Source organism: Streptomyces sp. NPDC059248 (assembly GCF_042753905.1).
Taxonomy (GTDB): Bacteria; Actinomycetota; Actinomycetes; order Streptomycetales; family Streptomycetaceae; genus Streptomyces.
Genome location: NZ_JBHYZV010000005.1, coordinates 1 through 24,495 on the forward strand (window position 1 = coordinate 1; position 24,495 = coordinate 24,495).

Here is a 24,495-nt window from a genome sequence, read left to right on the forward strand (position 1 = left end):
CTCTCCGTGAATGCTTACCCGTAATCGGGTCGACACACACGAGAGCGGAACCAGACGGAGGAATAATCCGAATGGTCCACAGCGTCCTCGCTGTATTGTGTGTTTCTTCAAAGGAACCTCATCCCCACCACACTCAGGTGGCCGGGACGGGGTATCAACATATCTGGCGTTGACTTTTGGCACGCTGTTGAGTTCTCAAGGAACGGACGCTTCCTTCAGGCCCTTTTCACCAGGCCCTCCGGGCTTTCCCTTCGACGTTTCAAACCTTATCAGGCTTTTTCCGGCCCGGTGACCACCCCCGGTCCTTCCCCCTACAGACAGGCAGAGGTGTAGACCAGTTAGGATCTCGGTTTGATAGGTCGCTGCCGAACCCCGACGCTACGTCGTGTTGGGCTCAGGCAGGGGTATGACAGTACAGGTCACCGGAGTGCGAGGCAAATCGTTTCCGGTGCGTCCCTAGGTCCGTCAACCGGTTGCTTTCGGGCGGAACCGGGACTTCACCTGACATACGCTCTGATACAGCTCTGAACAGTGCGTCGCCCCGCGCCACCCCCGACGACGGGGCGACGACTCTCCGCCCCTGGGAGGCTTCCATGACCACAGTTTCGTCGCCGCTGGCCGGCCGTGCCATCGGACTCGCGGCCGTACCGGACCCGGTCTTCTCCGGTGCCATGGTCGGCCCCGGTACCGCCATCGACCCCGTGCGCGAGCCCTCCGACGCCGTCTCCCCCGTCGACGGGGTGATCGTCTCCCTGCATCCCCACGCCTTCGTCGTGGTGGACGCCGAGGGACACGGGGTGCTGGTGCACCTCGGTATCGACACCGTGCAGCTCAACGGCGAGGGCTTCGAGCTGCTCGTCAACAAGGGCGACACCGTCACCCGCGGCCAGGCCGTCGTGCGCTGGAACCCCGTCGCCGTCGAGGAGGCGGGCAAGTCCGCGATCTGCCCCGTCGTCGCGCTGGAGGCGACGCCCGACGCGCTCGGCGACGTCCGTGAGGACGGCGACGTGAAGTCCGGGGACACGCTCTTCTCCTGGCAGTGACGCCGCAGCGGCGACAGCGGTTCGACAACCATCGCGGCGGCCCGGCCCGCCGCTCGACCGGGAACGGGTGACATGGAGACAACGCTGCGAGGCGTCGGCGTGAGCCACGGGGTGGCGATCGGCGAGGTGCGGCACATGGGCACGGCGGTACTGGAGCCGCCGGCCAAGCAGAATCCCGCGCAGGACGCGGAGCGCGAACAGGGGCGCGCCCGTCAGGCGGTGGACGCCGTGGCCGCCGACCTGATCGCCCGCGGCAATCTGGCCGGCGGTGAGGCCCAGGCCGTGCTGGAGGCCCAGGCGCTGATGGCGCAGGACCCCGAGCTGATGGCCGACGTGGACCGCAGGGTCACGGTCGGCAGCACGGCCGAGCGCGCCGTGTACGACGCGTTCGCCGCCTATCGCGCGCTGCTCGCGGGTGCCGGTGAGTATCTGGCCGGGCGGGTCGCGGACCTGGACGACGTACGGAACCGGATCGTGGCCCGGCTGCTCGGTGTGCCGATGCCGGGGGTGCCGGACAGCGACGAGCCGTATGTACTGATCGCCCGGGACCTGGCCCCGGCGGACACCGCGCTGCTGGACCCGGCGCTGGTCCTGGGGTTCGTGACCGAGGAGGGCGGGCCGACCAGCCACAGCGCGATCCTGGCGCGGGCGCTGGGCGTGCCGGCCGTGGTGGCGCTCCCGGGGGCCGGGGATCTGGCCGAGGGGACGCTCGTCGCGGTGGACGGCAGTACGGGGGAGATCTTCGTACGGCCGACCGACGAGCGGCGGGCGGAGCTGACGCGGGCGGCGGCCGAGCGGAAGGCGGCGCTGTCCGCGGCGAGCGGGCCGGGTGCCACGTCGGACGGGCACAAGGTGCCGCTGCTGGCCAACGTGGGCGGGCCCGCCGACGTACCGGCGGCGTTGGAGGCCGGCGCCGAGGGCGTGGGGCTGTTCCGTACCGAGTTCCTCTTCCTCGACGACAGTGAGCGGGCGCCGTCGGAGGAGAAGCAGATCGAGGCGTACCGCAAGGTGCTGGAGGCGTTCCCGGAGGGCCGGGTCGTCGTACGGGTGCTGGACGCGGGCGCGGACAAGCCGCTGGCGTTCCTGACTCCGGCCGACGAGCCGAATCCGGCGCTGGGCGTGCGGGGTCTGCGGACGCTGCTGGACCACCCCGAGGTGCTGCGGACCCAGCTGACGGCGCTGGCGAAGGCGGCGGAGGGGCTGCCGGTCCATCTGGACGTCATGGCCCCGATGGTGGCGGACCGCGCGGACGCGAAGGCGTTCGCCGACGCGTGCCGGGAGGCCGGGCTGCGGGCGAGGTTCGGTGCGATGGTGGAGATCCCGTCCGCCGCGCTGCGGGCGCGTTCGATTCTCCAGGAGGTCGAGTTCCTCTCCTTGGGCACCAACGATCTGGCGCAGTACACCTTCGCCGCCGACCGGCAGGTCGGGGCGGTGTCGCGGTTGCAGGATCCGTGGCAGCCCGCGCTGCTGGACCTGGTGGCGCTGTCGGCGGACGCGGCGAGGGCCGAGGGCAAGAGCTGCGGGGTGTGCGGTGAGGCGGCCTCCGATCCGCTGCTGGCCTGTGTGCTGACGGGTCTCGGGGTGACGTCCCTGTCGATGGGGGCGGCCTCGATCCCCTATGTCCGGGCGACGCTGGCGAAGCACACGCTGGCCCAGTGCGAGCGGGCCGCGGCGGCGGCGCGGGCCGCGGACGGTGCCGAGGAGGCGCGGCTCGCCGCGCGGGCGGTGCTCTCCGGCGAGTAGTCGGAAGTGGTCGACGGGAGGGCCTCGCGGTGGCGGGGCCCTTCCGCCGTTCCGGGGGCCGCTTCAGTGGTGGGTGTCGGGCGGGTCGGTGGGGATGTCGAAGCCCGCGCGGTAGTCGGCGCCGGGTTCGGGCGGGACGGGGCCGCCGTCGGTGGCGTCGGTGCAGTAGGCGCTGAAGACCTCGGCCTCGGTGAGGGGGACGAACCGGCTCTCGTGGACGGTCCAGCCGTGGAGCCGGTCGGGGGCGTCGGGGGTGCGGGTGCGCAGGACCACTCCCCCGGGTCGGCCGAGGGCGACGGCGACGGCGAGCACGGTCACGAACTCGGTGCACGCGAGGGCGTCGAGCCGGGCGGATGTGGTGTCCCCGTCGGCGGTGAGGGTGGCGAGGATCTTCTCCTCGGGGGCGGCGACGCTGCACACCAGGTGGTGGGTGCCGGGTCCGGCCGCTTCGAGGAGGCGGACCAGGAGGTGGGAGGCCCGGTCGAAGGCGGCCTTGCCGATGTCCTGGCCGCAGTCGGCGCAGGTGCCGATGGAGGCGAGCAGGGTGGCCGCGTACTCCCAGGTGGCTTCGCGGACGGCGTGGTCGACGAGCTGGGGCAGGAGGGTGTCGAGTGGCTGGCCGGTATAGGGGACGGCGCCGCCGCGGGCGGCGGCGACGGCGGTGTAGCGGCTGCGGCTGAGCGGGGTGTCGGGGTCGATGCCCTCGTCGGCGCAGTAGGCCGCGTACTCCTCGGGGTCGAAGAGGACGACGGTGGTGTGGAGATGGTCGCCGGAAAGGGCGCCGAGGAGGTCGTCGACGTGCCGGAGATAGGCGGGGTGGTCGTCGAAGGCGAAGGTGCGGTAGCCCCGCATGGCGTCGAAGTCGTGGGTGTCGGCGAGGACGCCCACGGTGCCGGGGACCTCGCGGCGCAGGGTGCGCCGGACGGCCGTGCCGCTCCGTGGGCGGTCCGTGCCGCGGCGGCGGGCGCGCGGGCGGTTGCCGCCGGTGGGTGTGGTGTCGCGCGTCATGGTTCCCCCTGGGTGGCGTACGATCGATCGATGATTACTCACCGTAGCCGTCGCCACTGACAACGCGCGGGGACCGGTCAGTCGTCGCGGTGGGTCCGCCGTTCCTCGCCGAGCCGGCTGTAGTAGGTGAGCAGCTCGGGGCGGTCGACGGAGCCGGGGTTGACGGCCTTGGCGGGGGATTCGCCCTGGAGGAGGCGTTTGACGGGGACTTCGAGTCGTTTGCCGGTGAGGGTGTGGGGGACGGCGGGGATCTCGACGATGTCGTCGGGGACGTGCCGGGGCGAGAGCCTGGCGCGGATGGTGGTTTTGATCCTGCCCCGCAGTTCGTCGTCGAGTACGGCGCCGTCGGCGAGGTGGACGAAGAGGGGCATCCAGTAGCCGCCTTCGGGTTCCTCGATGCCGATGACGAGGGATTCGCGGATCTCGGGGAGGCGTTCGACGGCCTCGTAGATATCGGCGGAGCCCATGCGGACGCCCTGCCGGTTCAGGGTGGAGTCGGAGCGGCCGTGGACGACGACGGTGCCGCGGCGGGTGAGGGTGATCCAGTCGCCGTGGCGCCAGACGCCGGGATACGTATCGAAGTAGGCGGCGCGGTAGCGGGCGGTGTCGGGGTCGTTCCAGAAGCCGGTCGGCATGGAGGGCATGGGCCGGGTGACGACGAGTTCGCCGACCTCGTCGACCAGGTCGTGACCCTGTTCGTCCCAGGCGCGGAGATCGGTGCCGAGGCAGGGGGCCTGGAGTTCGCCGATATGGACGGGGAGAGTGGGGACGGCGCCGGCGAAGCAGCTGCAGACGTCGGTTCCCCCGCTGACGGAGGCGATCCACTGATCGGCCCCGGCGGCGGCGAACTCGTCGTGGAGCCAGCGGAAGCCGTCGGGCGGGAGCGGGGAGCCGGTGGTGGCGACGCAGCCGACGCGGGAGAGGTCGTGGTCGCGCGCCGGGTGGACGCCGGCCTTGCGGCAGGCCATGACGTAGGCGGCGGAGGTGCCGAAGAAGGTGGCTCCGGTGCGTTCGGCGATGCCCCACTGGGCGCCGGTGTCGGGGTGGCCGGGGCTGCCGTCGTACAGCACCACCGTAGTGCCGGTGAGCAGGCCGGAGACGAGGAAGTTCCACATCATCCAGCCGGTGGAGGTGTACCAGAAGAACCGGTCACCGGGGCCCAGGTCGCAGTGGAGGCCGAGCTGTTTGAGGTGTTCGAGGAGGATGCCGCCCTGGGACTGGACGATGGCCTTGGGCAGTCCTGTGGTGCCGGAGGAGTAGAGGATCCAGAGGGGGTGTCCGAAGGGGAGCGGGGCGTACGCGGCGGGCGCGTCGCCCTCGGTGACGGCCGACCAGTCGTGGGCGCCGTCGGGGGCCGGGGTGCCGAGGAGGGGGACGTGGACCACGCCGCGCAGGGTGGGGAGTCCGGCGCGCAGTTCGGCGACGGTGTCGGCCCGGTCGTGTTCCTTGCCGCCGTAGCGGTAGCCGTCGACGGTGAACAGGACGACGGGCTCGACCTGCTGGAAGCGGTCGAGGACGGCTCGGGCGCCGAAGTCGGGGGCGCAGGAGGTCCAGACGGCGCCCACGGCGGCGCTCGCGAGGAAGGCGACGACGGCCTCGGGGATGTTGGGGAGGTAGGCGCAGACGCGGTCGCCGGGGGTGACGCCGAGGTCGCGGAGGTGGGCGGCGAGGACGGCGACCCGGCTGCGGAGTTCGGCCCAGGTGGTCTCGGCGGGTGCGTGGGTCTCGTCGACGTGGACGAGGGCCGCGTCGTCGGGGCGGGTGTCGGCGGCGCGCAGGGCGTGTTCGGCGTAGTTGAGGGTGGCGCCGGTGAACCATTGGGCGCCGGGCATGGCGGGCCGGGGCAGGACGTCCTCGTAGGGGGTGGTGAAGCGGACGTCGAAGTATGCGGCGATCGCGCGCCAGAAGGTTTCGAGGGAGTCGACCGACCAGGCGTGCAGGGCGGGGTATCCGCCGTCGGCGGGGGCTCCGTGGTGTTCGGCGGCCCAGCGCTGGAAGTGGGTGATCCGCGCGGCGGCGATCCGCTCGGCGTCCGGCCGCCACAGGGGGGCCGGGTCGGCGGCCGGGTTCGCGGGGGTCGCTGGATTCACTGGGGTCACAGTGCGGCTCCGGAAGGCTGTGGTCTCGCCCCGGGAGCCCTGGCCGGGCTCGTGGGGCGGTGCGCGGTGTCTGCGGTGGCCGTGGGCGGGCCGGTGTGTGCCCGTCGCACGGCTTTACGGACGATGCCATGTGATCGTCTTTCGCACCAGGGCATCCGGGGCGGGGTCGGGTGGACCGCCGCGGGCTCCCGCGGCCGGTCCTTCAGGGGGTGAACGGGGGTTGAACGCGGCGGTTTCGCGCCGGGTCCGGTGGGAGGGTGGCTCGTATGGACGGTGGTGAGCTGGTGCGCGTGGTGGGGCGGCTGCGCGCTATGGGGGTACGGCGGGGGCTGCGGGCGGTGCGCCGGGCGTGGGGTCGCCGGCGGGCGGACGCGGCGCTGACCGGGGGGCGGGGGGCCGGTCGTGCTCGGGTGCCGGGTGCGGTGGTGGGGGCCGAGGCGTCGCCGGGCGGCGGGGTGGTCCGGTTCGCCCGTTCGGAGCTGCGGATTCTGGTGGCGGCGGGCGGCGCGGTGTTCTGGGGGTGGGACGGTGCCGGTCCCGAGCCGTCGTACGCGCTGGCGGCGCCGGTGCCTGAGCCGGACCCGCGGGCGGTTCTGGAACCGGACACGGACGGCGGCTGGCGGGTGGTGTCGCAGCGGGTGACGGTGGCGGTCTCACGGCTGGGCGCGGTGGAGGTGCGGACGCCGGGCGGGGTGGTGCTGCGGCGTGATCTGCCGCCGCGGTGGTGGGAGCCGGTGGACGGTGGTGCGGGGAGCTGGTCGCAGCGGACGGAGGTGGCGGCGGACGCGCGGTTCTTCGGTCTCGGCGGGCGGGCTTCGGGGCCGCGGCTGCGGGACGGGACGTATCGGCTGTGGAACACCGATCCGGGGGGCTCGTTCGGTCCGGGGGACGATCCACTGTCGGTGACGATGCCGGTGCAGCTGGTGGTGGCCGACGCGGGGACGCATCTGGTGTTCCACGATTCGACGTGGGACGGGCGGTTGACGCTGCGGGAGGGCCGGGAGGGGGACGGTTCGGGGCATGACCGGCCGGGGACGGCGGAGCTGCGGATGGCCGGGGGTCCGCCGCGCTGCTGGGTGGTGGTGGGGACGCCGGCGCGGGTGCTGGCGCGCTGGTCGCGGCTGACGGGTCCGGCGGCGGTGCCGCCGTCGTGGGCGCTGGGTCCGCAGCACGCCCGCTGGGGTTTCGGTACGCAGCGGGAGGTGCGGCGGATCGTCGCGGGCTATCGGGAGCGGGGGCTTCCGCTGTCGGCTGTGCATCTGGACATCGACCATCTGGAGGAGCACCGGGTGTTCACGGTGGACCGGGGGCGGTTCCCGGATCTGCCGGGTCTCGCGGCGGAGTTGCGGGGTGAGGGGGTCCGGCTGGTGTCGATCGTGGATCCGGCGGTACGGGCGCGGCGCGGGGACGCGGTCTACGACGAGGGGCGGCGGATCGGGGCGTTCGTCAGCGACGGGCGGGGCCGGGAGGTGCGGGGCGAGGTGTGGCCGGGGACGTGTGTCTATCCGGACTTCACGGATCCGGTGGTCCGGCGCTGGTGGGGTGAGCTGTACGCGGAGCGGCTCGCGCTCGGGTTCGCGGGGGTGTGGCACGACATGAACGAGCCGGTGGCGTTCTCGCCGTTCGGGGAGACGACCCTGCCGAGGTCGGCGCGGCATGTCCTGGAGGGGCGGGGTGGTGATCATCGCGAGGCGCACAATGTGTACGGCCTGGCGATGGCGCGCGCGGGGTACGAGGGGTTGCGGCGGCTGCGCCCCGGGGAGCGTCCTTTCCTGTTCTCGCGGTCGGGCTGGGCCGGTTTGCAGCGGTACGGCGGTACCTGGTCGGGTGATGTGGCGAGCAGTTGGGCGGGGCTGCGGGCGTCGCTCGCCCTGGTGCTGGGGCTGGGGTTGTGCGGGGTGCCGTACTCGGGTCCCGATGTGGGGGGTTTCGACGGGTTCCCGACGCCTGAGCTGTATCTGCGCTGGTTCCAGCTGGGGGCGTATCTGCCGCTGTTCCGGACGCACGCGGCGATCGGCGCGGGCCGCCGGGAGCCGTGGGAGTTCGGGCCCGCGGTGCTGGAGCACGCCCGGGCGGCGCTGCTGGAGCGGGAGCGGCTGCGGCCGTATCTGGTGACGCTGGCGCAGCTGGCACGGCTGACGGGGGCGCCGTATGTGCGGCCGGTGTGGTGGGAGGCGCCGGAGGACCGGGCGCTGCGCGACTGCGAGGACGCGTTCCTGCTGGGTGACGCGCTGCTGGTGGCGCCGGTGCTGGAGCCGGGGGCGGTACGGCGGGCGGTGCGGCTGCCGCGCGGCCGGTGGTACGACACGGTGTCGGGGCGGGTGTACGAGGGTCCTGGCCGGGTCGTGCTGGACGCGCCGCTGTCGCGGATCCCGGTACTGGCGCGGGCGGGGTCGGTGATTCCGGTCCGGGGCGCGGACGGCGGGGTGGAGCTGGAGGTGTGGGCTCCGGCCCAGGGCCGCAAGGGGGGTGGTCTGGTGGTGCCGGATCCGGGGGACGGCTGGGAGCGGGCGGCGGTGGAGCGGTACGCGGTGCGGTGGTCGGCGGGCCGGGTGGTGGTGCGGCAGGTCAGAGGGGACGGGGCGGTACGGCCGGAGCGCCCGGTGCGGGTGCGGGGTCAGGCGTAGCGGCCCGCGAACCAGTTGCGTACGGCTTCGGTGTGGAGGGGGAAGGCGAGTTCCGCGGGGGCGTGGAGGAGGTGCCGTCCTGTGGTCTCCGGGGTGGGTGCCGGGGCGGGCAGGCTCTCGGCGGGGAGGGCCGGGAGCAGGGCGAAGAGGAGGAGGTGGCCGGTGGGGGCGCTGAGGGCGTCGGCGAGCCGGACGGTGTCGGCGCCGGCGGCGATGCCGGTCTCCTCGTACAGCTCCCGTACGGCGGCTTCCTGCCAGGTCTCGCGGTGGTCGACGAAGCCGCCGGGGAGGGCGACGCCGCCGGTCTGCGGCTCGACGGCGCGGGTGATGACGACGAGTCCGGTGCCGTGGTCGTCGTGGACGGGCTGGAGGGCGACGGCGACCGGGAGGGGGTTGCGGTAGGCGGTGGTACCGCAGGCGGGGCAGGTGCGGGGCCAGTCGGCGGTGGGTCCGTAAGGGGTTCCGCAGCTGCCGCAGTGGGAGTTGTCGGGCATCCGCGGACTGTAGCGGAGGGCCGGCGCGGGGTGTCCGGCCGATCGGGGTGTGCGGCGGTCGCGGGTGTCTGGCCGGTCGCCGGGGTTCGGGCTACGGTGCGGGGCCATGGGGCGTTCACGCGATGAGTACGAGTCGTACGAGGAGTTCTGGCCGTACTACGTGGCGATGCATTCCAGGGCGGCGACTCGCTGGATCCATCTGGCGGGGACGCTGACGGGGGCGGCGGTCGCGGCGTACGGGCTGGCGCGGGGCCGGCCGCGCATGGTGGTGGCGCTGCCGTTGATCGGCTACGGGACGGCGTGGCCCGCGCATTTTCTGATCGAGGGGAACAATCCGGCGACGTTCGGGCATCCGTTGTGGTCGTTGCGCGGGGATATGCGGATGATCCGGACGATGCTGGCGGGGCGGGACCGTGAACTGGCCGATACCGCCGCCGCATGGCTCGCCGGGGAGCGGCGGCCCGTGGCAGACTTCTGACACTCCGTCAGCTTCGAGCCGCGGGGCGGACGGACGCGGGGCATCGGATCGCGGTAGCGGGGAGGACCCTTGGCGCGTACACCCGTGGTGACGGGCTGGTTCACGGACAACAACGGCGAAGGCGAAGGCGACGGGGGGTTCCGGCTGCTCGGCACGCGCTGCGCGGAGTGCGCCGCGGTCTTCTTCCCCCGCGAGGACGTCCACTGCCGCAATCCGGGGTGCGGGGGCGGGGAGTTGGCCGAGGTCGCGCTCTCCCGGCGGGGCACGATCTGGTCGTACACGGACGGGCGCTACCGCCCGCCGCCGCCGTACGTCTCCGACCCGGACACCCCCTTCGAGCCGTACGTCCTGGTCGCGGTGGAGCTGGCCGCCGAACGGATGGTGGTGCTCGGGCAGGCCGCGCCGGGGGTGACGGTCGCGGATCTCGCGGTCGGCGCGGAGGCCGAGGTGGTACCCGGCGTCCTCGGCGACGGGTCGGCCACCTGGAACTGGCGGCCGGTGGGGGCGCTCCGATGACGGGGGCGGGGGGCCGGGCGGAAGGCGGGGCGGGAGGCCGGGCAGAGCGCGGGGCGGGAGGCGATATCGCGGTCCTCGGGGCGGGCATGCACCCGTGGGGCAAGTGGGGCCATGGTTTCGTCCGTTACGGTACGGCCGCCGCGCGGGCCGCACTCGCCGACGCCGGGGTCGACTGGCGGCGGATCGACTCCGTGGTCGGCGCGGACACCGTACGCGGCGGCTATCCCGGCTATGTGGCCGGAGCCACCTTCGCCCGCGCGCTGGGCTGGCAGGGCGCCCGGGTCAGCAGTGTGTACGCCGCCTGCGCCTCGGGGGCGCAGGCGATCGCCACCGCCCGGGCCCAGATCCTCGCCGGGCTGGCCGATGTGGTGCTGGTCGTCGGCGCGGACGCCGCGCCCAAGGGCTTCTTCGCGCCCGCGGGCGGCGACCGGCCGGACGATCCGGACTGGCTCAGGTTCCGGCTCCTCGGGGCGACCAACCCCGCGTACTTCGGGCTCCACGCCCGGCGCCGGATGGCCCTGTACGGGGAAACACCGGAGGACTTCGCCCTGGTCAAGGTGAAGAACGCGGCGGCGGGCGCGCTCAATCCCGACGCCCGCTACCGGACCGCCGTCACCGCCGCCGACGTGGCCGCGTCCGCCGTGGTCGCCGATCCGCTGCGACTGCTGGACGTCTGCGCCACCTCGGACGGCGGCGCGGCACTGGTGCTCTCCAGTATGGAGTTCGCGCGGCGGCACGGAACGGACGGCCCGGTGCGGATCCGCGCCGTCTCGACCGTCACCCCCACCTATCCGCGGACCGTCCTCGATCTGCCGGACATCGCGACGGACTCGGCCGCCGTCGTCGCGCCGTCACCGGTGCCCTTCCGGGCGTCCATCGCCCGCGCGGCCTACGAGGAGGCGGGGATCGGGCCGGACGATCTCTCACTGGCCGAGGTGTACGACCTGTCCACCGCCCTGGAGCTGGAGTGGTACGAGGACATCGGGCTGTGCGCGCCGGGCGACGGCGCGCAGCTGGTCCGGTCGGGGGCGACGGCGCTCGGCGGACGGATACCGGTCAATACGAGCGGTGGGCTCGCCTCCTTCGGGGAGGCCGTGCCCGCGCAGGCCCTGGCCCAGGTCTGCGAGCTGACACGGCAGCTGAGGGGGCGGGCGGGGGCGCGGCAGGTGGCCGGGGCGCGGGTGGGGATCACCGCGAACCAGGGGCTGTTCGGCCATGGGTCGGCGGTGGTCGTGGTGCGGTGAGCGGCGACCGGGGTGGGGCGGCGTCCTGGCCCGGGCGGGGTACGGCGCGTCAGGTGGTGGCGTGCCGGTGGGCCGGGTCCACCCGGGCGAGGGCGTGTTCGACCACCGTGACCAGCACCGTCTTCACCGACTCGCGTTCCCGCGCGTCGCACAGCAGCAGGGGGACCCCGGCGTCGAGGTCGAGGGCGGCCCGCACGGACGGGACGGCGAACCGCTCGGCCCCCTCGAAGCAGTTGACGGCGACGGTGAACGGGATCCCCCGGCGCTCGAAGTAGTCGACGGCGGCGAACGAGTCCGCGAGCCGCCGGGTGTCCGCCAGCACCACGGCCCCGAGTGACCCCTGGGCCAGCTCGTCCCAGAGGAACCAGAAACGATCCTGCCCGGGGGTGCCGAAGAGATAGAGGACGAGATCCTCGCGGAGGGTGATCCGCCCGAAGTCCATGGCGACGGTGGTCGTCGTCTTGGCCTCGACGCCGCCCGTGTCGTCGAAGGGGCGGCCCGCCTCGGTCAGCTCCTCCTCGGTGCGCAGCGGGCGGATCTCGCTCACCGCGCCGACGAGGGTCGTCTTCCCGACCCCGAAGCCCCCGGCGACCAGGATCTTCAGAGCCACCGGCGGACGGCGCCGCTCCCGTTCAGAGCGCCCGAAGACCATGGATCACCTCGTGGAGGATGTTCACGTCCGGCAGCTCGGCCGGCGGAACGGGGCGGGATACGTGGACGAGCGCGTCCTCGACGAGATCGCCGACCAGGACCCGGATCACCCCGACGGGGAGGTCGAGACCGGCCGCGAGTTCGGCGATCGACTGGGGGCTGTGCCCGCACCGCTCGACGATGTCGACATGTTCCGGGGAGAGATGGTGACCGGGGCGGTCGGCCTCGGCCTCCGCGATGACGAGGGCGATCAGATCGAGCCGGTGGTGGTGCGCGGTGCTGCTGGTCCGGCCGCGCGTCATCGCGTAGGGACGGACCACCGGGCCCGCCTCGGCGTCCACGAAATGACGCGGCGGGCGGGACTGACGGGGCTTGTCCGGCTGCCGGGACCGCGGGGGCTCCAGATCCGGGTGCTCCGAGTGCTCCGAGGGGGCCGCGTGGTCCGGGTGGTCCGGGTGGTCCGGGTGGTCCGGCCGCGACGGAGCTGCCGGGGCGGGCCCCGGTGGCCCCGGTGACCGCGGTGGCGGCGGGGACGGTGGCGGAGTCGGGGGCGTACGAGGGTGATGTGGTGCAGGAGGTCCGTGGGAGTACTGGGAGGGATGGAAGCGCCGGGGTTCGTGGGGGTGATGGGCCGCGTCTCCGGTGCCGTCGCCCCCGACGTCCCTGCCGTCGCTCATACCGGACCTCACCCTCCGGCGGCCTCGTGACCGGTCCGTGGAGCGGTGGAGAGATGGGCTCCGACCCGCTTGACCATGAGCGTCATCTCGTACGCCACCTGGCCGACGTCGGATTCGGCGTCGGCGAGCACGGCGAGGCAGCTGCCGTCACCGGCGGCCGTGACGAAGAGGAAGGCGTCGTCCAGTTCCACCACGGTCTGCCGGACCGCACCGGCGTCGAACTGCCGGCCGACCCCCTTGGCAAGGCTGTGGAAGCCGGAGGCGACGGCGGCGAGGTGCTCGCCGTCCTCCCGGCTCAGCTCGCGGGAGGCGCCGGTGGCCAGTCCGTCGCCGGAGAGGACGAGGGCTCGGCGGATGCTGCCGACCCGGTCGACCAGTTCGTCGAGCAGCCAGTCGAGCGGGCCCGTACCGTTCCGGGTCCGTGGATGGCCCCCTGCGGTATCGGCCGTGGCGTGCGATGCGGTCATGGACCGTTCCCCTCCGATGTCGTTCGTGGTGCCGGACGGCTGGTGGCGGTGGTCCGGACGGCGGTGTCGTCGTCGGCGTCGTCGGCGTTCTCGCGGCGGCCCCGCTGCCAGCCCCGCTGCATGGACGCCATCCGGGCGCGTACGGCGTCCGCGTCGCGCTCCGCGTCGGGGCGGCGGGCCTGGCGGCCCGGTACGGCCGGGGCGTCGTACGGGTCCGCGGCCCGGCCCCGGGTCCCGGCCGGGCCCGGGGTGTCGCGCAGTTGCGGGGCGAGGCTGGCCTGGCGCACCCGGCGGGGCAGCCCGTCGACGAACGCGGGCGGGGCGCCCGGGGAGAGCGGGCCGCCGGCCGGCTCGTCGGCCCGGCGATGCCCCCCGGTGGGAGGCTCGGAGCCGCCGCCGGGGAGGACCGGGCCCCGGCGCGCCCGGCCGTCCCCGGACGGTCCGGGGATCTCCGGACCACCGGCGGACGGTCCGGGGATCTCCCGGCCGCCGCGCTCGGGCGACCGCGGGCGGCGCGGCAGCGGGGCCGGGGCGCTGTCGGCGGCGGGCTCCCCCGCCTGCTGGTGCTCCTCGTCGCCCGTCGGCCACGGCTCGCGGTACGGCTCGAAGTCGCCGGGCCGGACCCGGTAAACGCCGGGATCTCCGGACGGGGACCGGTAGGGATCCGGCAGGCGGGCGGGTCCGTAGCCGTCGTACGAACGGATGTCGTACGGGTCGGTGTCGTCCAGGTCGGGCCCGTACGGGTCGGTGTCGTCCTGGTGGGTCCCGTACGGGTCGGTGAACCGGTCGCCGGGGCTCCCGGGGCCACGGGGCAGGGCCGACCGCGCCCGGTCCGCGATGCCGCCGGGGGACCCGGGCGGGGCCGGGGGCGTACGGCGGCCGGGCACGCCCTGGGACGTACGGTCGAGCCGGAATCCGGACTCCCCTTCCTCCGGCGCGTCCGTCAGCAGGGCGGCGGGGAGGAAGACCACCGCCGTCGTCCCTCCGTAGGGGGATGCCTGGAGCGACACCCGGACATGCTGCCGCTGGGCGAGTCGGCTGATGACGAAGAGACCGAGGCGGTCGGTGTCCGACAGTTCGAACTCCGGGGTCTCGGCGAGCCGGAGGTTGGCTTCCAGCAGGGCCTCGGCCGTCATGCCGAGACCCCTGTCGTGGATCTCCAGGGTGAAGCCGTTGGCCACCCGCTCGCCGTGGACCTGGACGGCCGTGTCCGGGGGTGAGAACACCGTGGCGTTCTCCAGCAGTTCGGCGATCAGATGCGTCAGGTCGGCGACGGACTGGCCGCCGACGCCGATCCGGGGCAGCCGCCGTACCTCGATGCGCTCGTAGTCCTCGACCTCGGCGACCGCCGCCCGTACCACGTCCATCAGCTGGACCGGCTTGCGCCACTGGCGGGAGGGCGCGGCGCCGGAGAGGATCACCAGGCCCTCCGCGTGGCGCCGCATCCTGGTGGTCAGATGGTCGATCCGGAACAGGTCGGCGAGTTCGTCGGCGTCCTCGGTGCGGCGTTCCATGGCGTCGAGGAGGGTGAGCTGACGGTGGAGGAGGACCTGGTTGCGACGGGCGAGATTGACGAAGACCTCGGAGACGCCGCGCCGCATCTCGGCCTGCCGGACGGCGGCTTCGACGGCGGCGCGCTGGAGCGTGTTGAGGGCCCGGCCCGCCTGGCCGATCTCGTCCTCCGGGTAGTCGAGGCGGGGGGCCTCGGTCTCCACGTCGACCGGTTCGCCCGCGGCGAGCCTGCGCATCACCCCGGGGAGTCGTACGCCGGACACCTCGTGGGCCTCGCGCCGCAGCCGTGAGAGGTCACGGACCAGGTCGCGGCCGATGCGCACGGAGACCACGACGGAGACCAGCAGGGCGAGGAAGCCGAGGACGGCGGCGATGCCCGCCTTGAGGAAGACGTTGTACGCGGCCGGTTCCACCTGGTCCTCGTGGCGGGCCTCGGAAGCCACGGCCTCGCGGCGGAGTTCGCCGAGTACCGGGGCGACCGCCTCGCGCCACTCCACGGCCTCGGACGGGGTGGCGTCCGGCGCCGTCCCGGCGCCGGTGAGCCGCTGTTCGGTATCGCGCAGGGGCAGGGTCTTGGGGCCGTTCCAGAGCGCGTGGTAGATCTCGCGTTCCTTGCCGGGGAGTGATTCGAGGCTGGTCTCGTAGAGGAGCTGGCGCCGGGCGACCAGCCCGGTGAGGGCGCGCCGTTCGTCCGGGGTCACCCGGCCCGCCGTGAGGGCGGACGCGATCAGGGCGTCCTCGCGGGCGAGTGCCTCGACGGCGCGGAGGAGGCCGACGACGGCCCGGCCCTCCCGCTCCATCCCGATATCGCTGAGGGTGTGGAGGGAGTTGAGGAAGGGGAAGGCGGGATCGATGACCCCGTTGTAGTACTCCATGGCCGCGGGCCGGGACACGGTGCCCGCCTCGACGGAGCGGCGCAGCCCGACGAGCCCGTCGAACCCCTTGAGGAGCGCGGCCAGCTTCCGTTCGCCGTCGGACCGCAGGGTGTCGCGGACGTCGCCGCCCGCCGCCTCGGAGCGGACGGCGGCGACCGTACGGTCCACGGCGGCGCGCTGGTCCCGTAACGCCGTCAGCGCGCCGGACGAACGGCGGTCGGCGAGATAGACGAGGGTGTGACGGCGCTCCTGCTGAAGGGCTCCGACGGCGTCGGTCACGGGGGCGCCGACGGCGTCGACGGCCTCGTTGACGTCCAGGAGCCTGCCGGCCTCCCGGCCGGTGAGCACGGTCGTGAAGCTCCAGAGTGCGGTGAGCGAGAGCAGGGGGACGAGGAGCAGCGCCACGATCTTCCGACGGATGGACTTCCCGCGAAAGCGCATGGCCTCCCCCTGCCGAACCCGCCCCGCGGACGGCGCTCCTCCGTACTCCTCGGTCAGCAAACGGCGCGAGCCTACTACTGTCGGACAATCAACTCGAAGGGCGGACCGGGCGATTTTCGGCCGACCGGAGGGCCCTGGTTCACGGTCCGTCGCGGCATTCAAGGTGTTGGGATTCCCGGCGTGTCGGAGTGCACGGCGCGCGGTGTCGCGGCGGGGGTCGCGGGAGATGGCCGGATTCCTACGAACCGGCGGCGCGGGGGTGGAACAAAACGGAGGGTCGACGCGTCCTTATGTACGAGGCTGTTGGGAACCCAGCCGATAGTGACCGGTAGTGCGATGTTCGCCCGCACTGTCGGTATCGTGCGCGCCGGATGTGAACTCCTTTTCCGGATGGCCGGCGCGGCGCGGTGCCGTACGGCTCCGGGGTCGTCGCATCCGGACAGGGAATGGCCGGGCGGCTGCCGGTCGCGCGTAGGGACGAGGGATTCCGGGCACCCGAGCCGGTGACCGGAGCGGACATGGGGGACGTGGGGAGTGACCAGGACCATGGAGACGGGCGGGCGTCGCGATGGGGCGGAGGTCTCGGTGGAGGGGGTCCACGGGCCGCGGCAGCTCTGGGTCGACGAGCCGGAGCCGCGGGTGCGGATGGCCGATCCCGTACGCAGGGCGGCGGTCCGCGCGGTGCTGATCGTGTCGGTGACCCTCATTCAGGCGATGGTCGCCTTCCTGTGCACTCTCGCCGGATCCTGGCTCGCCTTCCCCATGGTGCTCAGCAGTGTCGCGAGCACCGTCGTGGCGACCTGGTCGGTGCTCGACGTCTGGATCACCCGCCAGGTGTGGAAGCAGCGGAACGGTGTGGTGTCCGAGCCCAGCAGCAGTGCGCGCCAGTTGCGGCGGGAGCGCCGCCGGGCGCGGCGCGCGGCGCGGTCGGCCGCCCGTGAGGACGCGCGGATACGCCGCCGGGAGCGCCGGGAGCAGGGCGGCCGCCGGGTGGCCGAGGCGGAGGTCTAGAAGGGTCCGGTCGGCTCCTCGGATGTCCCCGAGGAGGCGACCGGATCAGCCGCAGGACCAGCCGCAGGGCCAACAGTCGGGTCGGCCGTCGGGTCGGCGGCCCGGGTCGGCCGGTGCTTTACGTGTCGTCCCCGGCAGGACGGTCGCCGGAAGGCGCGGTCCCCCCGGCCGGGGCCGGGATCGTGGGTACGGGGCGGTCGGCGGCCGGGGTCGCCTGAGCGGGCACGGCAGGCCCTGCGGGCACTGCGGGTACGGCGGGCGGCTCGGACGGCGCGGCGGCCGCGGTGCGGCGGAACATCCGGGTCGCGGTGATCTCGCCGTGGATCTGCTCTCCCGACGGGTCGGGCTGGGGCAGTCCGGGCCGCAGATGCTCCTCCACACTGATGTACTTCAGTCCCGCCCGCAGATCCGCGTCGTTGCGCAACCGGATCACCAGGGGGAACTCCGCCAGCGCCGTGGTGTCGAACAGGCCGGTGGTGTACAGCAGCTGGACGCCGAGGGCGTCGGACACCGCGCGCTGCAGCTCCAGCAGATAGGTGGCGTTGGCCCGGCCGATGGGGTTGTCGAGGAAGAGCGTGCCCGCGTGGCGGTGCCGGTCACGTCCCCGGTCGTTGCTGCGGAGGGCCGCCATCGTGCAGTAGAGGGCGATGGCCGCGGTCAGCAGCTGGCCGCCGGAGAAGACGTCGCCCATCTGTCCGACGGGGACGCGTTCGGCGCGCAGCACCGCGTCCGGCTTGAGGATCTCCACCGCGATGCCCTTGGGCTGGAGCGCCGCCTGCACCCCGCGCAGCAGCAGGGACATGCCGTCCCTGCGGCCCTCGCCGTAGGCGCCGGATGCGTTCTTGCGCAGCGCGGCCCGGGTGGCCTCGTCGACGACCTCGCCGAGCCGTTCGGCGAGGGTCGCCTGGTCGGGCTCCTCGAACCGGATCCGGAGGAACTCCTGCCCCGACCACTCCCCCAGTCCTTCGGGCAGCCGGGACAGCCGCTGGGCGGAGCGGAGGGTGGCCAGTGCCGACTCGACCAGTCCGCGCAGCCGGTCGACGATGGTGTCGCGGTTGCGCTCCAGCTGGGCCAGTTCGTCGGTGAGGACGCGCAGCCGGGGCGCGAACGCCTCGGCCCAGGCGGCGGCGTGCTCCGGCAGGGCCGCGGCGGGGAGTTCCCGGATCTGCTGGCGGGCGGGGGTGCGGACCTGTTCGTAGCGGGTCGAGTTGGCGTGCCGGACGAGGACGTCGGAGGCTTCCCGTACGGCCGCTTCCGCCGCGGACAGATCGGCGGCGCAGCCCCGGAGGGACCGGCGGGCATCGGCGGCGGACAGGCGGGCTTCGGCGAGCGCGTCCGGGTACGGCTCGGCGGCCTCGGCGGGATCGTCCTCCTGGTGGTCTCGGAGCAGATCGCGGAGCTGGACCGCGGTCTCGTCGAAGCCGCCCGCGCCGTCCTCGGCGGTGCGGTGGGCGGCGAGCAGGGCGCTGTGGGCCTCGCGGGCGGTGTCCAGCGCGTCGGTGCGGGCGGCCAGTTCGCCGGTGGCGGTACGCAGCCGGCTCTGGGCGTGCCCGGCGTCGGCGGGGACGAGTTCGGCGGGCAGCTCCGTGTGGGCGGTGCCGTCGGCGGGGGCGAGGCGTTCGGCCTCGCCGCGCAGCCGGCCGAGCTTCTCGCTCGCCTCCGATGCCCGGGACTCCAGCATCTGTACGAGGGATTCGGCGCGGGCGGCGGCGGCCTGCCGGGACGGTCCGTCGGCGCCGTCGGGGCTCTCCAGGAGCTGAGCTGCGCGGGTGCGGACCTTGTTGGTGAGCCGGTCGAGTTCGGCGAGGGCGGCGCTCTCGTCGCTCTCGGCGCGGGCCTGTTCGGCCCGGAGATCGGCGCCGACGCCGACCTTCTCGTACAGTCCGGACGCGGCGCGGTACGCCTCGCGCAGGGCGGGCAGGGACGCGCGCGGTGCTTCCGTGTCCCCGGCGGCGTCCGGTCCTCCGGCGCCGCCGTGCGGCTCGGGGTGTTCGGGGGCGCCGGCGATCTCGGCGCGTTCGGCGCGCAGGGCGCGGGCGGTACGGCGGGCGTCGTCGGCGGCGCGCTGGGCGGCGCGGCGGTCCTCGTCGGCGGCCCTGGCGCGCTCCAGGCAGGTGGTGGCGCGGGCCTCGGCCTCGACCGCGTCGTCGGCGAGTTCCCGCAGCTTGAGCTGCCAGCCGGCGCGCTCCCTGAGCCGGTAGGCGAGGCCGGCGAGCGCGTCGGCGGCGCGGCGGGCACGCTGGGCGGTTTCCTGGCGCTCCTCGCGGATCCGGGCGGTCTCGGCGGCGGCTTCGTCGGCCTCCGCGCGGGCGACGCCCGCGGACGCCAGTTCCGCCCGGGCGGTCTCCGCCGTCTCCCGGGCCGCGGCGGCGCCCGCGGCGAGTTCGGCGAGCATGCCGGGCGGGCAGTCGGCGCGCCAGGAGGCGAGCCGGGCGGCGAGCGCGCGGTCCCCGGCCAGCCGGGCGGCGAGGGCCCTGATCTCCTCGTCGCGGGCGGTGGCGCGGGCGCGCAGGGCCTGCCGTTCCTCGTCGGCGGCGCCCTCGTCGTGCATGGCGGGGTTGGGCGGGACGAGGAAGACGCCGGAGTCGGCCGCCGGGCCGGCCCCGGGGTGCGGGACGGGGGCGAGGAGGGCCGCCGCGGTGCCGACGGCGACGGCGGAGCGGGGCAGCAGCGCCGCGCCGCCCAGTACCTCCCGGGCCCGGTCGTGGGAGGCGGGGTCGGTGATGACGACGCCGTCGACGAGTTCGGGCCGGGCGGCGAGGACTGCGGCGTGGTCGGCCGGGTCGACGGCCTGGGCCAGATAGCGCCAGCCGGGCAGGGCGGGGATGCCGTGTTCCGCCAGGTATTCGACGGTGGCGAGGACGTCGGGTCCCGGCGGCAGCAGTCCGCCGTCGCCGAGCGCGCCGAGGATGCGCGCGTCGTCGGCGGCGGCGGTCCGCAGGTCGAACAGCTGGCGCTCGGCCGCTGTCACGTACTGGTCGAGCAGGGCGCGCAGATCGTCGGCCCAGCGGTCGAGTTCGGCGGCGGTCAGCGGACCGCCGTCGGTGCGGGTGGCGGGCCCCGGTCGCGATGTCCCGGAGCTGCCGGGGGTGTCGGTGGCCGGGGCGGGCAGGCTGAGCAGTTCCGCCAGCCGGGGGTCCTCGGCGATGGAGGCGGCGGCCCGGTCCTCGGCCGTGTGGGCGTTCTCGGCCGCCGCCGCGGCGTCGGCGGCGCGGGCCGCGGCCAGTTCGGCGCGGGATTCGGCGGCTGCGGCCTCCTTGGCGCGCTCGGCGGCGGTCCGGCCGGTCTCGCGGGCGGTGTCCCAGGCCGCGACGGCGGTCTTCTCGGCGTCGCTGGCGGCGAGGGCGGCCCTGGCCGGGTCGGCGTCGGGCGCGGTGTCGTCGAGCCAGCCGGCCCGTACCGCCTCCGCGGTCTCCTGTTCCACCTCGGCGAGCCGCTGCCGGAGGTGACCGATCTCGCTCCGGGCGCGCTGGGCCTCGGTGGCCGCGGCGGTGGCGTCGCGGTGGGCGGCCTCGCCCGCCTCCTGGAGGACGGCGGACCGTTCTTCCTGTTCGTTGGCGAGCCCTTCGCCCTGTGCGGCGGCGGCGTGGAGGGCGCGTACGAGATCGGTGGCGGCGAGGGCGCGCGCGGCGAGGGCGGGTGCCGCGTCGCGTTCGGCCTCGCGGATGGCGGCGGCGACCCGGGTGGAGCGGTCGGTGGCGGCGCGGTGGCGCAGCACGGCCTCGGCGGCCTGCCAGGCGGAGTGCAGGGTGCGGGCGTCGGTCAGTTCGCGGCGCTGTGCGGCGGCGCCCTTCTCGGCCGCGGCGAGGGCCAGGGACGCGTGCCGGTAGGCCAGTTCGGCGGCGACGAGGGCGCTGCGGCCGCGGGCCCGGTCGGCCTCGGTGACGGTGTGGGCGGCGGCGGTGACCTGCTGGGCGAGGTCGGCGGCGCGGGCGCGTTCGGTCGTCGCGCGGGCCAGCAGCCGGCGGGTGAGGGTCCGGGTGCGGCGTTCGGCGGCGGTGTGGATCTCCCGGGCCCGGCCGCGGCGTCCGGCGGCGTCCACGATGCGGTGGAGGAGGTCGACGGAGCCCGCGGTGAAGTCGCGTTCGGCGGTCAGTTCGGCGCGGCGGCCGAGTTTGCTGCCGAAGCCGCTGACGAGGTCGGCGAGGCCGTCGGTGTCCCGGGTGTCGGTGACGGCCCGCAGCAGCAGATCGGTGAAGTCGGAGTCCTTCTTGACCGCGAAGAGTCCGGCGGCCTCGCCCTCGTCGGCGTTCATCTCCCGCTGGTAGCGGAAGAGTTCGGGGTCGAGTCCGAGGTCGCCGAGGTGCTCGTTCCAGCGGTCGTGGATCTCCTCCCAGTGGACGTCGAGATGGGGGTACGCCTTGCCCGCGTCGGTCAGCGCGTCGCGGAAGCCCTTCATCGTGCGGCGGCGGCCGCGGGCCCCGGAAGCGCCCGCGCCCGCGCCGTCGACGGGGCGGCGTACGGCGGTGGACTCGGCGACCGGGAGGGAGTCGAGGCCGAGTCCGGGGCCCGGCCGGAAGGAGTACCAGGCCTCGGCGAACTTGCGGGGGTCGTTGGAGACCTGGCGGCCCCGCCATTCGCTGACCTTGCCGACGACGACCGGTTCGCCGGTGAGGGTGTGCTGCCATTCGAGGGCGACATGGCCGCAGTCGTCGGCAAGGAGGAACTTGCGGAGCACGCCGGAGCTGGCGCCGCCCAGGGTGTTGCGGTGGCCGGGCAGCATCACGGAGAAGATCAGCTTGAGGAGTACGGACTTGCCGCCGCCGTTCTCCAGGAACAGCACGCCCGCGGGGGCGGGGCGGCGGGGCGGGCCGACCGGCTCGTCCTCGAAGAAGTCCGCCTGGGCGGGTGCGGGGTCGGGTACGGGATCGCCGACTCCGCGCAGGTCCAGCACGGTGTCGGCGTAGCGCGCACCCGCGGGCCCGATGGAGTAGAGGCGGACGCGGGACAGCTCGTACATGGCGGCGGACTCTCAGGTGTCGACTGGTCGGGGCGCCCGCAACGGCGGGGCGGGGGCGTTCGGCCGGTGGTCAGGCGTGGAAGGGGAGGCCGGCGTCGGCGGCCAGTTCGAGGTCGTCGCCGTCGGGTGGCGGCAGCAGGGTGGCGGCGCCGTCGCTGACGGGGACGACGCCCAGGTCGAGCAGTTCGGCCATAGCGGCGGTGCCCGCGAGATCGCGGACCTGGAGCTGGTAGCGGGCGGTGGTCCGGTAGGTGCCGCCGGAGTCGTCGCCGGTCCGCTGGAGGAATCCGGAGTCGGTGAGGAAGGCGACGGCCTTGCCGACGATGCCGGTGGTGGATCCGGCGAGGCGGCGGGCGTCCTTGGTGGCTCCGGTGGCGCTGCGCCGGGCGTAGATCCGCCAGGCGGATTCGAGGCCGGGGGCCCCGGTGGCCGGGTCGGTGTTCTCGCCCTGTTCCCCGGCGCGCTCCTCCAGTCTGCGGCACGCCTGGCGGACGAAGGTGTCCACGCCGTTGACAGTGACCCGGCCGATGTAGCCGTCGTCGGCGAGGTCCTCGGGCCGGGGGAAGGCCATGGCGGCGACGGCGAGATGGGCCAGTCCGTGCAGGAAGCGGTCGGCGGATTCGGCGGAGGCCCGGCGGGCGTAGTCGCCCATCCGGACGGCGAAGACGGAGTCCTCGCCCGCGGTGACGGCCATTCCGGCGCGCGGGGAGACTTCGAGGACGACGAGTCCGAGTCCGGTGGCGACGGCGTCGGCGAGCCGGGCGAAGGCGGTGTCCTCGCGGTAGCGGCGGAGGAGTTCGGCGTACTCGGCGTCGCGGGCGGGGACGAGTTTGGGCTGGAGGCCGAAGGAGACGAGGCGCGCGGCGTCGGCGGCGTCGGCCGGGGTGATCGCGGCGGTGCCCGGGCCCGGCGGTCCCGCGGGGGCGGGCGCGTCGGCGGCGGGGTCGCGCCGGGGTTCGCGCTCGGCGTGCGGTTCGGTCACTGGACGGGCTCCTCGTGCGGCTGCGGGCTGCGGTGGTACGGGACGGTGTGCTCGCGTACGGCGCCGGGGGCGTCGCCGCCCGGGGCCGGGGTACCCGGGGCGGGGCCGCCCGGACGCGGTCCGGCGGGGCGGGCGGGGGTCATGCGGCTTCCGTACGGTCGGCGGCCATCCCGGCCGCGTCGAGCAGGGCGGTCCCCACGATGAGGTCGGCGCCGCCGAATTCGGGGTCGTCCAGCGGGGTGCCGTCGTCGACGGCGAACAGCAGACGCTCCTCGCCCTGGCGGTAGGCGGTGCCGACCGGGGGGCTGGCGGCGTGGACGGCCAGCAGAGCGACGAGATACGGCAGGTCCGGGTCGCGGCGCCGGGCGTCGGCGAGCAGCCCGGAGAGCCGGCGCGGCGCGTCGTGCTCCAGATCGAGCAGCTCCGTCGCCAGGGCGAGCTGCTCCTCGGTGAAGCGGCTGTCGTCGGGGGTGGCGATCAGATCGGGCTCGGGCATCTCGGCGCCCAGGTGCTCCCGCTCGACCGGGGGTGCGAGCAGCAGCTCGACCAGGTCGCCCACGCGGACGCTGGAGGGGGTGCGCAGCCCGGTGCCCCGGGCGAAGAAGGCGTCCGTCACCTTGATCGCCGATTCCAGGGGCAGCGGCAGGACCGGGGCGAGGAGCTGTCCGTACAGGTCGAGTCCGGTACGGGTGGTGGGGCGGGCGAAGGCCTGGCGGTCCTGTTCGGCGCGGAAGAGGGGGCCGGCCTCCAGCAGCCGGGACTGGAGCTGGGTGTGGCGGCGGATGCAGTCCTTGACGATGTCGACCAGCTCGGCGGCGCGCCGCTTGTGCTCGGGGTCCTCGGCTTCGTCGCGTGCCTTGCGGATGTTGGTGAGGATGGCGTTCTCGTGGCGGTAGCGGTCGGCGACGTGGTCGAGGGCTTCGGCGATCATGTCGGGGACCGTGTTGAGCCAGTCCACGGCGCGGACGTTGCGCCGGGTGGCCTCCAGGGTGCGGCGGAGGGTCTCCGAGTACTGCACGGTGCGGTAACGGGCCTGTTCGGCGGCGAGCTGGGCGTCGGCGAGCCGGCCGCGGCTGATGAGGACCTCCAGCTTGACCTCGGCGGCGATCTGGGCGCTGGTGACGTCGGTGTCGAGGGCGCCGACGAGGACGTTCACCGCCTCGTCCGTGGTGCGCAGATAGACGGCGCCGCCGTAGCCGGGGACCTCTTCGAGGAGTTTGAAGTCGTAGTCCCGGCGGGTGTAGACGCCGTCGGTGCCGAAGGTGCCGTAGACGGCGCGGAAGCCCCGGTCGACACTGCCGACATTGATCAGGTTCTCCAGGACCCAGCGGGCGACGCGTTCGTGTTCGGCGGCGGGGCGGGCCGGGGCCTGGGCGGCGACCCGGGGCAGCAGCCTGGCGATGATCTGGTCGTGGTCGGCGCCGGTGTCGAAGTCCATGTTCAGGGTGACCAGGTCGATGGCGGAGAGGGCGACCTCCGCCATCGCGTAGACCGAGTACTCACCGGCGAGATTCGCCTTGCGGACGTCGAGGTCGTGCAGCGGGGCGGTGCAGGCGAGCGCGCGCAGGCGGCGCGCGAGACCTTCGTCGGCGGCCGGACCCTGCGCGGGCCGCGGCCCCGTGCTGAGCTGGGGCGGAACGGTTTCCGTCGAGGCGGGCGAAGTCACG

18 protein-coding genes are annotated in these 24,495 nt (G+C 74.4%); 7 read left to right on the forward strand and 11 right to left on the reverse strand.

The genetic code is table 11. The annotated features are described in order from the left end of the window. Nucleotides 1-593: 593 nt before the first annotated feature. Both ACFXG1_RS03500 and ptsP read left to right on the forward strand, forming a co-directional pair. Complete coding sequence (locus ACFXG1_RS03500) at nucleotides 594-1,043, forward strand: PTS glucose transporter subunit IIA (protein WP_384723962.1); 450 nt, start codon at nucleotides 594-596, stop codon at nucleotides 1,041-1,043. 72 nt (nucleotides 1,044-1,115) lie between these two features. Continuing rightward, nucleotides 1,116-2,786: a phosphoenolpyruvate--protein phosphotransferase gene (gene ptsP / locus ACFXG1_RS03505; RefSeq protein ID WP_384740617.1), complete on the forward strand. Its 1,671-nt coding sequence runs from the start codon at nucleotides 1,116-1,118 to the stop codon at nucleotides 2,784-2,786. 63 nt (nucleotides 2,787-2,849) lie between these two features. On the opposite strand, the gene ACFXG1_RS03510 is transcribed toward ptsP, so the two are convergent. Then, entirely contained in the window at nucleotides 2,850-3,794 is a 945-nt protein-coding gene (locus tag ACFXG1_RS03510) for a hypothetical protein (RefSeq protein ID WP_384740620.1), read from the reverse strand. Between the two features lie 77 nt (nucleotides 3,795-3,871). Beyond that, a complete protein-coding gene (locus ACFXG1_RS03515) occupies nucleotides 3,872-5,884 on the reverse strand; it encodes an acetoacetate--CoA ligase (protein ID WP_384710012.1) in 2,013 nt (670 codons plus the stop codon). Between the two features lie 275 nt (nucleotides 5,885-6,159). On the opposite strand from ACFXG1_RS03515, the gene ACFXG1_RS03520 reads away from it, so the two are divergent. Continuing rightward, complete coding sequence (locus ACFXG1_RS03520) at nucleotides 6,160-8,520, forward strand: glycoside hydrolase family 31 protein (protein ID WP_384710015.1); 2,361 nt, start codon at nucleotides 6,160-6,162, stop codon at nucleotides 8,518-8,520. Here ACFXG1_RS03520 and ACFXG1_RS03525 read toward each other — a convergent pair. Beyond that, nucleotides 8,511-9,014: an NUDIX domain-containing protein gene (locus ACFXG1_RS03525; RefSeq protein ID WP_384740624.1), complete on the reverse strand. Its 504-nt coding sequence runs from the start codon at nucleotides 9,012-9,014 to the stop codon at nucleotides 8,511-8,513. The two genes, ACFXG1_RS03520 and ACFXG1_RS03525, sit on opposite strands and share 10 nt — an antisense overlap. A 106-nt stretch (nucleotides 9,015-9,120) precedes the next feature. On the opposite strand from ACFXG1_RS03525, the gene ACFXG1_RS03530 reads away from it, so the two are divergent. From ACFXG1_RS03530 to ACFXG1_RS03540, 3 genes are all read left to right on the forward strand, one after another. Beyond that, complete coding sequence (locus ACFXG1_RS03530; RefSeq protein ID WP_384710021.1) at nucleotides 9,121-9,492, forward strand: Mpo1-like protein; 372 nt, start codon at nucleotides 9,121-9,123, stop codon at nucleotides 9,490-9,492. Nucleotides 9,493-9,576: 84 nt separating this feature from the next. Continuing rightward, entirely contained in the window at nucleotides 9,577-10,008 is a 432-nt protein-coding gene (locus ACFXG1_RS03535; RefSeq protein ID WP_384710046.1) for a Zn-ribbon domain-containing OB-fold protein, read from the forward strand. Beyond that, nucleotides 10,005-11,252 (forward strand): lipid-transfer protein, encoded by a 1,248-nt coding sequence (locus ACFXG1_RS03540; protein ID WP_384740628.1) that lies wholly within the window; start codon nucleotides 10,005-10,007, stop codon nucleotides 11,250-11,252. The genes ACFXG1_RS03535 and ACFXG1_RS03540 overlap by 4 nt, the downstream gene beginning before the upstream one ends. 49 nt (nucleotides 11,253-11,301) lie before the next feature. Here the strand turns inward: ACFXG1_RS03540 and ACFXG1_RS03545 are convergent, their stop codons facing one another. The 4 genes from ACFXG1_RS03545 to ACFXG1_RS03560 all read right to left on the reverse strand — a co-directional run bounded on the left by ACFXG1_RS03545 (nucleotide 11,302) and on the right by ACFXG1_RS03560 (nucleotide 15,875). After that, nucleotides 11,302-11,904 (reverse strand): ATP/GTP-binding protein, encoded by a 603-nt coding sequence (locus ACFXG1_RS03545; protein ID WP_384712051.1) that lies wholly within the window; start codon nucleotides 11,902-11,904, stop codon nucleotides 11,302-11,304. Next, nucleotides 11,885-12,244 (reverse strand): DUF742 domain-containing protein, encoded by a 360-nt coding sequence (locus ACFXG1_RS03550; protein WP_384712048.1) that lies wholly within the window; start codon nucleotides 12,242-12,244, stop codon nucleotides 11,885-11,887. The genes ACFXG1_RS03545 and ACFXG1_RS03550 overlap by 20 nt, the downstream gene beginning before the upstream one ends. A gap of 344 nt (nucleotides 12,245-12,588) precedes the next feature. Then, nucleotides 12,589-13,047: a roadblock/LC7 domain-containing protein gene (locus ACFXG1_RS03555; RefSeq protein ID WP_384712045.1), complete on the reverse strand. Its 459-nt coding sequence runs from the start codon at nucleotides 13,045-13,047 to the stop codon at nucleotides 12,589-12,591. Beyond that, nucleotides 13,044-15,875, reverse strand: a complete 2,832-nt coding sequence (locus ACFXG1_RS03560; protein WP_384740633.1) for a nitrate- and nitrite sensing domain-containing protein — start codon at nucleotides 15,873-15,875, stop codon at nucleotides 13,044-13,046. Before ACFXG1_RS03560 ends, ACFXG1_RS03555 begins: the two co-directional genes overlap by 4 nt. A gap of 546 nt (nucleotides 15,876-16,421) precedes the next feature. On the opposite strand from ACFXG1_RS03560, the gene ACFXG1_RS03565 reads away from it, so the two are divergent. Continuing rightward, nucleotides 16,422-16,886, forward strand: coding sequence for a hypothetical protein (locus ACFXG1_RS03565; protein ID WP_384740831.1), 465 nt, complete (start codon nucleotides 16,422-16,424; stop codon nucleotides 16,884-16,886). Between the two features lie 118 nt (nucleotides 16,887-17,004). Here the strand turns inward: ACFXG1_RS03565 and ACFXG1_RS03570 are convergent, their stop codons facing one another. The 4 genes from ACFXG1_RS03570 to ACFXG1_RS03585 all read right to left on the reverse strand — a co-directional run bounded on the left by ACFXG1_RS03570 (nucleotide 17,005) and on the right by ACFXG1_RS03585 (nucleotide 24,494). Next, on the reverse strand, nucleotides 17,005-21,846 hold the full coding sequence (locus ACFXG1_RS03570) for a hypothetical protein (protein WP_384740636.1): 4,842 nt from the start codon (nucleotides 21,844-21,846) through the stop codon (nucleotides 17,005-17,007). 70 nt (nucleotides 21,847-21,916) lie between these two features. Next, nucleotides 21,917-22,828: a hypothetical protein gene (locus ACFXG1_RS03575; protein ID WP_384740639.1), complete on the reverse strand. Its 912-nt coding sequence runs from the start codon at nucleotides 22,826-22,828 to the stop codon at nucleotides 21,917-21,919. Continuing rightward, on the reverse strand, nucleotides 22,825-22,971 hold the full coding sequence (locus ACFXG1_RS03580) for a hypothetical protein (RefSeq protein WP_384724420.1): 147 nt from the start codon (nucleotides 22,969-22,971) through the stop codon (nucleotides 22,825-22,827). Before ACFXG1_RS03580 ends, ACFXG1_RS03575 begins: the two co-directional genes overlap by 4 nt. Then, nucleotides 22,968-24,494 carry a hypothetical protein gene (locus ACFXG1_RS03585; RefSeq protein ID WP_384740644.1) on the reverse strand — a complete coding sequence of 509 codons (1,527 nt, stop codon included), beginning with the start codon at nucleotides 24,492-24,494 and terminating at the stop codon, nucleotides 22,968-22,970. Before ACFXG1_RS03585 ends, ACFXG1_RS03580 begins: the two co-directional genes overlap by 4 nt. Nucleotide 24,495 lies beyond the last annotated feature (1 nt).

Coding starts and splice junctions, on each gene's coding strand:
- ACFXG1_RS03500 (WP_384723962.1), top strand. CDS start 594: ATGACCACAGTTTCGTCGCCGCTGGCCGGCCGTGCCATCGGACTCGCG.
- ptsP (WP_384740617.1), top strand. CDS start 1,116: ATGGAGACAACGCTGCGAGGCGTCGGCGTGAGCCACGGGGTGGCGATC.
- ACFXG1_RS03510 (WP_384740620.1), bottom strand. CDS start 3,794: ATGACGCGCGACACCACACCCACCGGCGGCAACCGCCCGCGCGCCCGC.
- ACFXG1_RS03520 (WP_384710015.1), top strand. CDS start 6,160: ATGGACGGTGGTGAGCTGGTGCGCGTGGTGGGGCGGCTGCGCGCTATG.
- ACFXG1_RS03525 (WP_384740624.1), bottom strand. CDS start 9,014: ATGCCCGACAACTCCCACTGCGGCAGCTGCGGAACCCCTTACGGACCC.
- ACFXG1_RS03530 (WP_384710021.1), top strand. CDS start 9,121: ATGGGGCGTTCACGCGATGAGTACGAGTCGTACGAGGAGTTCTGGCCG.
- ACFXG1_RS03540 (WP_384740628.1), top strand. CDS start 10,005: ATGACGGGGGCGGGGGGCCGGGCGGAAGGCGGGGCGGGAGGCCGGGCA.
- ACFXG1_RS03545 (WP_384712051.1), bottom strand. CDS start 11,904: ATGGTCTTCGGGCGCTCTGAACGGGAGCGGCGCCGTCCGCCGGTGGCT.
- ACFXG1_RS03555 (WP_384712045.1), bottom strand. CDS start 13,047: ATGACCGCATCGCACGCCACGGCCGATACCGCAGGGGGCCATCCACGG.
- ACFXG1_RS03560 (WP_384740633.1), bottom strand. CDS start 15,875: ATGCGCTTTCGCGGGAAGTCCATCCGTCGGAAGATCGTGGCGCTGCTC.
- ACFXG1_RS03565 (WP_384740831.1), top strand. CDS start 16,422: ATGGAGACGGGCGGGCGTCGCGATGGGGCGGAGGTCTCGGTGGAGGGG.
- ACFXG1_RS03570 (WP_384740636.1), bottom strand. CDS start 21,846: ATGTACGAGCTGTCCCGCGTCCGCCTCTACTCCATCGGGCCCGCGGGT.
- ACFXG1_RS03580 (WP_384724420.1), bottom strand. CDS start 22,971: ATGACCCCCGCCCGCCCCGCCGGACCGCGTCCGGGCGGCCCCGCCCCG.